Source organism: Ruegeria sp. HKCCA5463 (assembly GCF_013034175.1).
Taxonomy (GTDB): Bacteria; Pseudomonadota; Alphaproteobacteria; order Rhodobacterales; family Rhodobacteraceae; genus Ruegeria.
This window is the reverse complement of record NZ_WQFL01000013.1, coordinates 94941-104631: the sequence shown is the minus strand read 5'-3', so window position 1 is coordinate 104631 and position 9691 is coordinate 94941. Positions and strand designations below refer to the sequence as shown.

Here is a 9691-nt window from a genome sequence, read left to right as displayed (position 1 = left end):
GCTGCCGGTGATCGCCACCGATTGCGGCGGTGTGCGTGAATTGGTGGATGGCGATGTCGGGCGCCTGTGTGCGGTCGATGATCTTGATGCCCTGTCTCAGGCGCTGCGCGATCTTTGCACCGACCGCGCCGAATATGACCGGCTAAGCGCCAATGCCACGGCGCGCGGTGCAGAAGACAGGTTCTCGCCAGCCCATGTGCATAGCGGGTTTGAAAAGCTGTATCGGCAACTGGCCGGGCGGGGATAACCCCCGGTCAGTCCGCCGCGCCGTTCTCGAAAGCACCAGCTTCCAAGGCATGGGCCAGATCGGCCCGCCCTGCACGATGCGCGGCCTGCGCAAAAGCCGCGCCGAACCGGCCCAATACCTGATCTTCACGCCAGAGCGTCTCAAACCCGTGCCGCGCCGCTGCGGCCATCTGATCCCGCGCGGCACCTCCGTTCTGAAAACGGCGCATGGCTGCGATCAGATCATCTTCGGTTTCGAACAGTTCCCCGCCCCCTGCCCGCTCGACGATCTCGGGGAACGGACCCAGCCGCCGGGCGATCACCGGCGTGCCCAGCCGGAAGCTTTCGATCAGGATGATGCCGAAGGTTTCATAACAGACCGAGGGCACGATCAGCCCCAGTGCGCCACGATAGTAAGCGTTCAACTCGTCCGGCGTCTTGCGGCCCAGGAATTTGATCCGGTCATTGCCTGCGGCCTGTGCCTTCAGCTCATCCGCATAATCGCCATCACCCAGGATCAGCAGATCCGCGTCGGGATAGCGGTCAAAGGCCGGGAACACATCCTGCAACCCCTTGATCTTTTCCAACCGCCCGACAAACAGGAAATAGGGGCGGTCATGCGCCGCCGGTTCCGGCAAGGCGCTCTGATCCAGGTCGGGCAGGAAATAGGGCAGCACCTGCATGTCCTGCCGCAGGCCGAATTCACGATGTTTGGCGCAGCTGAATTCGCTTTTGGCAATGATCAGATCCATGTGATCCAGCGCCCGGTCCAGCGCACCGGTATACCGCCACAGCTGCGGTGGCCGCTTGTGGTGCAACACGCAGCGCAGGCACTGGCGCTCATCGCACAGCTCGCGCCCATGCCGCCACAGAACATGGGTGGGGCAGACCAGCCAGTGTTCATGCGCTTCATAGATTTTCAACCCCTCGCCCATCGGCAACAGGCCCGGCCCGCCGATCAGGGATGTGTTGTTGTGCCAGATGATATCCGGCTTCCGCTCGGCCAGTATCTCGCGAATGCGGGCGGTGTGCACAACCGGGCGGCCCAGTTGCTGGGTCAGCAGGTTCGACATCATGCCGTTGCGGCTGCGCAGGCCGATCCGCCGCACCCCGTCGGGGTCGCCCTCGGGCTGGGGCTTGCCGCCCAGGATCAGATAGCTGTCTTCGTCATGCACCACCGTCACGTCATGCCCGCGCGCCACAAGCGCCCGCGCCATGCGCTGAATGCCGATGGCGTCACCGCCAAAGGAATAGGGGGGATAAAATGTGGTGAACATCAAAATGCGTAACGATTTCATCTATCTCTCAATTCCTTGAGTGTCAGCCGCAGGCAGGTGTCCGCCTTGCGGCCCAAGCATCGAAACCAGCAGGCGCAGCCTGTCCCGCTGGAGCAGAAAAGCCAGCAAACCATAGGCCAGAACACCCGTCACCGTACCGGCAAGTAAAAGCAAAGCCGGGGACAGGCCGCCCAGTTGCCACATGACCCCCTGCACTGCCGCCACCATCCCCCCTGACAGCAGAAGCGGCGCAAGATGCTGCCGCATCAAAGCCGGGCCGGACAGCCCGGCAATATACCCCAGATTGGCAAATTTGAGCGGCCAGACCAGCAGAAAGACAGCCACAAAACCGGCTGTGACGACCGGCAACCCATACGGGGCCAGCACCACAATCACCCCCGCCGCCAGCGCCACCTCGACCCAGGACAGAACCGCCAGACGACCGGGCTGACCGGCCGCCAGACAAAAGGTCTGCTGCACCTTTTCGGCACACAGATACATGCCAAACACCGACATCAGGCTCAGGACCGGAGCCGCCGGAGCCCATTTCTGACCGAACAGCAGCACCAGCGCCGGTTCCGACAGAACCGCCAGCCCGGCAAAGGCCGGAAAGGCCAGAAACCCGGTCAGGCGCATGACGTCGATCAGCAAATCCGTCGCCGGACCACCATCGCGCGCCGCCGCACCAAAGGCAGGCTGCGCCACGGTGCGCAGCGGTGTGATAATCAGGAACGAGGCGGTCTCGATCACGCGCCAGGCGATTGCGTAATACCCCGCCGGAACCGGCCCCAGCATCGCGCCGATGATCACCGCAGGCGATTGCACCGCAGCCAGTTCGGCCGCGCGCAGGCCCAGAATCCGGTGACTGAAATGCAAGACCCTGCGCATGTGATCCCGTGACGCATGGAATGCCGGGCGCCAGGAGACCGCCCCCCAGGCCATCACGATATTGGTGGCCGTCATCGCCAGCCGCTGGCCGACCAGGCTCCAGACCCCGTATCCCGCCAGCGCCATGCCAATGCCCACGACCCCTCCGACCGCCGCACCAAGCGCTGCACGGATGGCCAGAACACGGAACCGCATTTCCCGGCGCAGGATCGCAACCGGCACCGCCGTCAGGGAAATCATCAGCACCGTTGGGGACAATCCGATCAACAATTCACGCGCAACCGGCTCATTGTAGAAATATGAGACCGGCCCCGCGCCCAGATACAGCGCAACCGTCAACATACCCCCCAGCAGCGCCAACAACCAGAAAACCGAGTTCAACCGCTCTGGTGACAGCGCCTCATGGGTCAGCAGAATGTCGGAAATCGTTTCGCGCACCAGGAATTCGGAAAACAGCACAAAGGCTGCAACCATCGCCAGAAGACCAAAGGCCTCGACCCCTAAAATACGGGCAAGAATGGCAAAAATGATGAAATTGAACGCCTGCTCGACCCAGATACCGGCCGACATCCAGGCAACTCCGCTGCTGAAACTCTGCCGCCCTGACACCCGTTTCCTTCCTGTTGCCCGAACCCCGCCAAGTGCCGATGGACACATGGCTCAAACACTCACACCTGTTGCGCACAGTATGCGCAATTGCAAACTTGACGCCTTAACGGTCGAATTTGGTCAAATTTATTGTCTATGTTCAGTCTGTACGTGTTCGAATACTATACGCAATACAGGGAATTATGCCCGTCATGTTCCAGGCGCCACGCAATTCTTGCAGCGGGGGCTGGGGCAGGGAATATTGAGTGAATAAAAGGTTTTCATTTTCATGAACAAAGTCGCAGAGCCGATGGAGACGAACAGCACCACACCCGAAGAGCTGATCGCATCGGAAACCGCCGGCATGAGCCTGAGCGTGGTCATCCCCGCCTATAACGAGGAAAACGCCGTCCGCCACACGGTCGAGGATGTACGCACCCATCTCGAACCGCTGGGCATTCCCTACGAAATCATCGTGGTGGACGATGCCAGCCAGGACAACACCCGCGCCGAGGCCGAGGCCAGCGGTGCCACCGTCACCTTCAACGATGTCAATTCCGGCTATGGCGCCAGCCTCAAGCGCGGGGTGCGGATGGCGCAACATGAATATGTGGCCATTCTGGACGCCGACAGCACCTATCCCGCGCGCTACCTGCCCGGAATGCTGGCCATGTGCCGCGATCAGGACATGGTCGTGGGCGACCGGGGCGCGGCGATGAAGAACGTGCCGCTTCTGCGCCGTCCGGCCAAGAAATTCCTGTTCGCCTTTGCCTCGTTCCTGGCCGAGCGCAAGATCAACGATCTGAATTCCGGCCTGCGGGTGTTTCGCAAATCCGAGCTGATCCCGTTCCTGCCGCTCTTGCCACAGAATTTCTCGTTCACCACCACGATCACGCTGTGCATGACCTCGAACGGCAAGCGGATGATCTATACGCCGATTGAATACGGCAAGCGGGTGGGCAAATCGAAAATCCGGCCGATCGACTTTCTGAACTTCATCATCCTGATCCTGCGTATCAGCACTTTGTTCAACCCGCTGCGGGTGTTCATCCCACTGGGGCTGGCGTTTTTCACGCTGGGCACGGTGAAGTTCATTATCGATATGTTCTACTGGAACCTCAGCGAAACGGCGGTGTTCTCGTTCCTGGCCGCAATCATGATCTGGTCGCTGGGGCTGATCGCCGACATGATCTCGCGGCTGCATCTCAGACCGTGACATGAGCGGCGGTATGCTTTCCGACCCAAATCAACGGCGCTGGCTGGTCCGGGTGGCCGGGTCGGCTCTGGTGCTGGCAATCCTGTTCTGGATTCTGCCGGCCGACGCAATCGTAACAGCGCTGAGGGCGATCCCGATCTGGGTTTTCCTGTCCGTGTTCGTTCTGTTCCTGTTGGCCCATGTTGGCGCGGCCCTGAAATGGTGGCTGCTGCTGAACCGGGGGCTTTCGCCCCTGCTGGCCATCCGGGCGCATTTTGCCGGGCTGGCTGCCAACCTGTGCCTGCCCGGAGCTATTGGCGGCGATACGGTGCGGGCCGGTCTGGCGCAGGCGGCGATGAAAGACGGCGCGCAGGTTGTTGCGGGCGCAACCGTTGATCGGCTGATCGACATGGTGGCGCTGCTGACCCTGTCCTGTCTGGGCCTGGTCCTGACATGGGAAAGCGCGGCGGGCGGGCATATGATCTGGCCAGTGGCGCTGATCCTGCTGGCCGCGCTGGCGGGTATGGTCGCCTTGCCGCGCCTGCTGCCCCTGCCCTGGCGCTATGTCCCGTCCCTGCCCGGCAAGGGGTTTGCCCATCGTCTGGCCGATGCACTGGCCGGGATGGGCCGCAAACCCGGCACGCTGGCAGTCGCTTTCATCGCATCTGTGCTGATCCAGTTGCTGCTGGTCCTGCTGGCCTGGTGGCTGGCCCTGGCGGCGGGTGTCGATGTGGCCGCCGGGCCATGGATCTTCGCCTGGCCGCTGGCCAAGATCATCGCCGTGCTGCCCGTGTCTTTGAACGGGCTGGGCCTGCGCGAGGCCACATTGGCCGGTTTCCTGGCCCCCTTCGGCGCCAGCGCCCCGGCTGTCGTGGCCGCCGGGCTGGTCTGGCAGGTTGTGTTGTTTACAGCGGGCGGGTTTGGCGCGCTGGTTCTGACCATGTCCGGAATGCGGTTCAGCGCCCCGGCAAATTCCCAAAAGGAAGAGTGCAAGTGACGGATGTTTCCCGACCCAATGGCGGCGACACGCCTGAAATCATCATTCTGGGCGCCGGGCCGGCCGGTCTGGCCGCAGCCCATGCCCTGACCGGGCAGGCGAAAGTGACCGTGATCGAACGCGCGCCCAGTGCCGGGGGCAATTCGGCCTCATTCCCGATTGAGGGCGTGATCTGTGATTACGGCTCGCACAGGTTTCATCCGGCGGCAGAGCCCGAGGTTCTGGCCGATGTGAAAGCGCTGCTGGGCGACGATCTGCTGCTGCGCCCGCGCCACGGGCGCATCCGGCTGGGCGGCAAATGGATTCACTTTCCGCTGAAACTGACCGACGCGCTGATGCGCCTGCCCAAACCCTTTGCCGCGTCGCTGATCGGCGACATGGTGCTGAAACCCTTCCGCAAGAAAAGCGAAGGCCCCGAGACGTTCTCGACCGTGCTGTATGACGGGCTGGGGCCGACGATTTCGGACAATTTCTATTTCCCATACGTGCGCAAGCTGTGGGGTCTGGATCCGGACAAGCTGGCGGTGAAACTGGCCGAACGTCGGGTGGGCAGCGGCTCGGTCGGCAAGATCCTGATGAAGATGCTGCGCCTGCTGCCGGGGCTGCGCAGCGAAACGGCGGGTCGGTTCTTTTATCCGCGCAAGGGGTTCGGGCAGATCTCGGACGCGATGCGCAACAGTGCCGAGGCCAATGGCGCCACCTTCCTGTTCAACACCGAAATCACCGCCATCAAACGGGACGGCAATCGCATCACCGGGTTGACGATCCGCGACGAAGCGGGCGAGCGGCACCTGACCGGCGATCTGATCCTGTCGACCATCCCGCTAACCGGGCTGACGCGCCTGATCGGCGACCCTCCGGCAGAGGTGGTCGAGGCGGCCCGCGCCATCCGCTTCCGCGGCATGATCCTGCTGTATCTGGTGCTGGAGACCGACCAGTTCACCGAGTTCGATGCCCATTATTTCCCGGAACTGTCGATCCCGATCAGCCGCATGTCGGAGCCCAAGAACTATAACGCCAGTGGCGCGCCAAAGGGCGTCACCGTTCTGTGCGCCGAACTGCCCTGCGACCCGGATGAAAAATGGTGGTCCATGTCCGACGAGGACCTGGGGCAGGAATTCACCAAATGGCTGGGTCAGTTGGGCCTGCCCGTCACCGTGCCGGTGCGCCGCTGCGAAACCCGGCGGCTGAGCCATGCCTATCCGGTCTACGATGTGGGCTATGAAGAGCGGTTCGATACGGTTGATCAGTGGCTCTCAGATATGGACGGATTGCTCGTATTTGGACGGCAGGGCCTGTTCGCCCACGACAACACGCACCACGCCTTTGCCATGGCCTATGGCGCGGCGGATTGCATCGACGACAAGGGCAATGTCGACCGCGCGAAATGGAACAGCTATCGCGAGGTCTTTGCCACCCATGTGGTGGAAGACTGACCCATGCCCGCCTGGCAGGCCGATATCCTGATGTATCATTCGATCTCGGACGCGCCGGGACCAACCTCGATCGCGCCCAACATCTTTGCGGCACAGATGCGGGCGCTGGCGGCGTCCGGCCTGCCGGTGGTGACGCCGGACGCGCTCGCCAACCCGCCTGCCCCCCGTGTGGTCATCATCAGCTTCGATGACGGGTTTGAAGATTTCGCCGATACCGCCTGGCCGATCCTGCGCGAACATGGCTTCTGCCCGATCGTCTATCTGCCCTCGGGCCTGATGGGTGGCACCGACAGCTGGGCCGGGGGCAATATCCCGCCCCGCCCGCTGATGGATTGGGACAGGGTCAAGGCGCTGGCAGCGGAAGGGGTCAGCTTTGGCGCGCATAGTGTCAGCCATCCCGATCTGTCGACGCTGGATGCAGAGACCTTGGAGGAAGAAGTCACCGGATCCGGTCAGGATATTGCCGCCCGGCTTGGTCAACCCGTCCGGCATTTCGCCCCGCCCTATGGCGCGTCGAACCCGAGTGTACGCGCACAGATTGCCCGGCACTACGATACCTCGGTCGGCACCCGTCTGGGCGTAGCCGGGCCAGGGGATGACACCCACGACCTGCCGCGGCTCGAGATGTTCTATTTCACCGACATCGCCCGCTGGCAGGCGCATCTGGCCGGGCGGGGCGGCCCCTATTTGGCGGCCCGCAAACTGATGCGCGGCGTGCGAAGCGGGCTGAGCAGGGTGCTGCCCATCAACTGAATGTCAGGCTTCGGGTGCAAGCGTTCCGATCCGGTGGGCATTCGCCATCACACTGAATGTAATTGTCGTCGCCGGGATGGTCGGCAGGACAGAGGCATCAACGACGTGAATGCGCGTCGCACCATACGGGCGCCCCAGCACATCGCTTTCACCCGGGCCCGGGTCATCCGACATCGGCAGATCACCTCCGACATGAAAACTGGCCCCCGGCGCCCCGAACCGCGCTGCAAAAGACAGGCTGGTCAGACCAAGCCCCCGCAAGGTCCGGCCATAGCGCGCAAGCGCTGCCCGCATTGTCTCGGCGGTTGCGGGATTTTCGTTCAGTTCCGGGCGTAGCCGCCCATCCTCTGCCAGACGCAAGGCTATTTCATGCGAATGATCGGAATGCAGGAAAACCTGCGCCACGATCAGACGTCGGGCCAGCGCCTCAAGCAGCGGCCCGCTGCCGGGTATCCGGTTTCCATAGTTCTGTTTCAGATCGCGGGCATAGTATTCATTCCAGGTATAGATCTGCGCGTGAACCAGTTGCCGCGACACGGTCGGGTCATCCAGTTCGGCAAAAAGCTGCGGCAGCGTCTGATAGGGCAAAACATCGGGCCGCCTTGACGCCCGCCAGCGGTGCAGCATCGGCAGAAAGGCCTGCTGGCTGTCTTTCAACACCAGCTCCTTGCCCCGCAAGCCGGGTGACGCCAACAGGATACGCGCGCTTTCCAGCACCCCGGCGGCCAGAAACACCCGGTTTCCGCGGACATCGCTGCCATCTGCCAAAGTGACGGCAACCTCGTCGCCTTCCTCGCGGACCTGCCGCACCACGTGATCCGCGCGGTAGGCAAAGCCTGGCTCTGCCTGCAACGCCATGCGGGTTTGTCTTGCAGACCAGATCAGCGACCACGGGCACCCGTGCAGACACAGCCCGCAGGTCTGACAGCCCGGCCCAACCGCCTGCCGCGCCAGACCGACATGCATCCCAGCCCCCTGCAATGCCTTCGCCTTCTGCCTGGAACGGGCCAGCAGCATCTCGGCCTGTGCGGTTGGTGGAACGGGTGTTCGGCCTGTCATATCGCAGGCGGGAAAGAGGTCTTGCAGCCCGTCCTGTTGCCCGGACACAGGCATTATTTCCGCCACCGCCCTGTAATGTGGGGCAAGATCGCCGGTTGTTATAGGCCAGTCGTCGATATCCGCCTGCCGATACGGCAAGACCGCAGCGCCCCAGACATTGGACAGCCCGCCCGCCGCCCGCGACGCGCGCAAAGCAAACCAATCCGCCCCTTCCGCCAGTGTACGCGCAGGTGAGGCCAGCGCATAACCTGTTCCATAGCGCCACACCTCGCCTTCCGGGGCCTGAAACTGAGGCTCCATCCAGGCTGTACGCGCCTCGGCGCTCCAGTCTTCGGCGCGGGTTCGGGACATCTGCTGCACCCGATCCGTGACCTCGGGCTCCGGTTCCACCCCGACATCCAGCATCGTGACGTTTCGCCCCCGCGCCAGCAAGGCCCGGGCGACGGAAACCCCGGCAGGCCCGGACCCTATGACAAGATCGCTCACTGCGCCTTTACTGCCCGGACCAGAACCAGCATTTCATAGTTGGGATCATGGGTGGACAGTTCTTCGGGCGCAATTTCACTGGCCCCAAGGCCGTGCAGGTTGCAGATGCAGGTAAAGACATTGCCAACGGTCGACACCTCGACATTCTCTGCCGGGAAGACCGCCCGGAACAGGCGGCGCTTGGACTGGCTGGTGAAATGCCAGTATTCGCCCCAGTCATCCACGCCTTCGCGCCGCGCCACACGGGTCATCCCATGCGAGGTGCACAGCACCACGCCACCGGGTTTCAGAATGCGTTCCAGCGTTGCGATCGCCTTGTCGACCTCAAAGATCATCTGAAGGGTTTGGGTGATGATGATGCAGTCGAAACTGTTGTCGGGAATATGCGGCGCATCGGTGATATCCGCCACGATGGTCGCTTGTGGATTGCCCTCGACATAGCTCAGTACATCCGCCTGCGTGACCCGGTCACCGCCGAATTTCTTCGTATAGGCCGGATCGCCGAATTCCAGAACCCGGCCACGGATGTCGTCGCTGTGGTTTTGCAGGAACTCTTCCATGTAATAGCGCTCGATGGTCAGCAGATCGCGGTCCTGGCCGAACACGGCACTGATCGGCGACAGCCGCCGCAGCCCGCCGAAATCCACCGACCCCACGGGGGTCGATTGCAGATTGTGCAGCCGCTGCTGTTTGCGGATCCATTTCCGCAGCCTTTCGGGCAGCAGCACAGTCGCGGTGTCGCGCACCAGCTTTTCAACTCTTTGTCCCGGTGTCATCGTGATCAGCC

At 62.7% G+C, this 9691-nt stretch carries 9 protein-coding genes; 5 read left to right on the top strand and 4 right to left on the bottom strand.

Features of this window, described 5'->3' with window-relative positions:
* Positions 1-247: glycosyltransferase (locus GOW09_RS20695; RefSeq protein ID WP_171120572.1), on the top strand; the 247-nt coding region annotated here is incomplete at its 5' end.
* Positions 248-254: 7 nt separating this feature from the next.
* On the opposite strand, the gene GOW09_RS20690 is transcribed toward GOW09_RS20695, so the two are convergent.
* Together GOW09_RS20690 and GOW09_RS20685 are read right to left on the bottom strand one after the other, a co-directional pair.
* Positions 255-1523 carry a glycosyltransferase gene (locus GOW09_RS20690; protein ID WP_171120570.1) on the bottom strand — a complete coding sequence of 423 codons (1269 nt, stop codon included), beginning with the start codon at positions 1521-1523 and terminating at the stop codon, positions 255-257.
* Entirely contained in the window at positions 1524-2960 is a 1437-nt protein-coding gene (locus GOW09_RS20685; RefSeq protein ID WP_171120568.1) for a lipopolysaccharide biosynthesis protein, read from the bottom strand.
* A gap of 307 nt (positions 2961-3267) precedes the next feature.
* Between GOW09_RS20685 and GOW09_RS20680 the strand changes: the two genes are divergently transcribed.
* Genes GOW09_RS20680 through GOW09_RS20665 form a run of 4 tightly spaced genes read left to right on the top strand, consistent with a single transcriptional unit; the run spans position 3268 to position 7359 of the window.
* Entirely contained in the window at positions 3268-4194 is a 927-nt protein-coding gene (locus GOW09_RS20680) for a glycosyltransferase family 2 protein (protein ID WP_171120566.1), read from the top strand.
* Positions 4195-4207: 13 nt separating this feature from the next.
* On the top strand, positions 4208-5170 hold the full coding sequence (locus GOW09_RS20675; RefSeq protein ID WP_171120564.1) for a lysylphosphatidylglycerol synthase transmembrane domain-containing protein: 963 nt from the start codon (positions 4208-4210) through the stop codon (positions 5168-5170).
* Positions 5167-6606 carry an FAD-dependent oxidoreductase gene (locus GOW09_RS20670; RefSeq protein ID WP_171120562.1) on the top strand — a complete coding sequence of 480 codons (1440 nt, stop codon included), beginning with the start codon at positions 5167-5169 and terminating at the stop codon, positions 6604-6606. The genes GOW09_RS20675 and GOW09_RS20670 overlap by 4 nt, the downstream gene beginning before the upstream one ends.
* 3 nt (positions 6607-6609) lie before the next feature.
* Positions 6610-7359: a polysaccharide deacetylase family protein gene (locus GOW09_RS20665; RefSeq protein WP_171120560.1), complete on the top strand. Its 750-nt coding sequence runs from the start codon at positions 6610-6612 to the stop codon at positions 7357-7359.
* Between the two features lie 3 nt (positions 7360-7362).
* On the opposite strand, the gene GOW09_RS22895 is transcribed toward GOW09_RS20665, so the two are convergent.
* Positions 7363-8904 carry a GMC oxidoreductase gene (locus GOW09_RS22895; RefSeq protein WP_171120558.1) on the bottom strand — a complete coding sequence of 514 codons (1542 nt, stop codon included), beginning with the start codon at positions 8902-8904 and terminating at the stop codon, positions 7363-7365.
* Complete coding sequence (locus GOW09_RS20655) at positions 8901-9680, bottom strand: methyltransferase domain-containing protein (RefSeq protein WP_171120556.1); 780 nt, start codon at positions 9678-9680, stop codon at positions 8901-8903. Before GOW09_RS20655 ends, GOW09_RS22895 begins: the two co-directional genes overlap by 4 nt.
* Positions 9681-9691: the final 11 nt, after the last annotated feature.

Coding starts and splice junctions, on each gene's coding strand:
- GOW09_RS20685 (WP_171120568.1), bottom strand. CDS start 2,960: ATGTCGGCCGGTATCTGGGTCGAGCAGGCGTTCAATTTCATCATTTTT.
- GOW09_RS20690 (WP_171120570.1), bottom strand. CDS start 1,523: ATGAAATCGTTACGCATTTTGATGTTCACCACATTTTATCCCCCCTAT.
- GOW09_RS20680 (WP_171120566.1), top strand. CDS start 3,268: ATGAACAAAGTCGCAGAGCCGATGGAGACGAACAGCACCACACCCGAA.
- GOW09_RS20675 (WP_171120564.1), top strand. CDS start 4,208: ATGCTTTCCGACCCAAATCAACGGCGCTGGCTGGTCCGGGTGGCCGGG.
- GOW09_RS20655 (WP_171120556.1), bottom strand. CDS start 9,680: ATGACACCGGGACAAAGAGTTGAAAAGCTGGTGCGCGACACCGCGACT.
- GOW09_RS20665 (WP_171120560.1), top strand. CDS start 6,610: ATGCCCGCCTGGCAGGCCGATATCCTGATGTATCATTCGATCTCGGAC.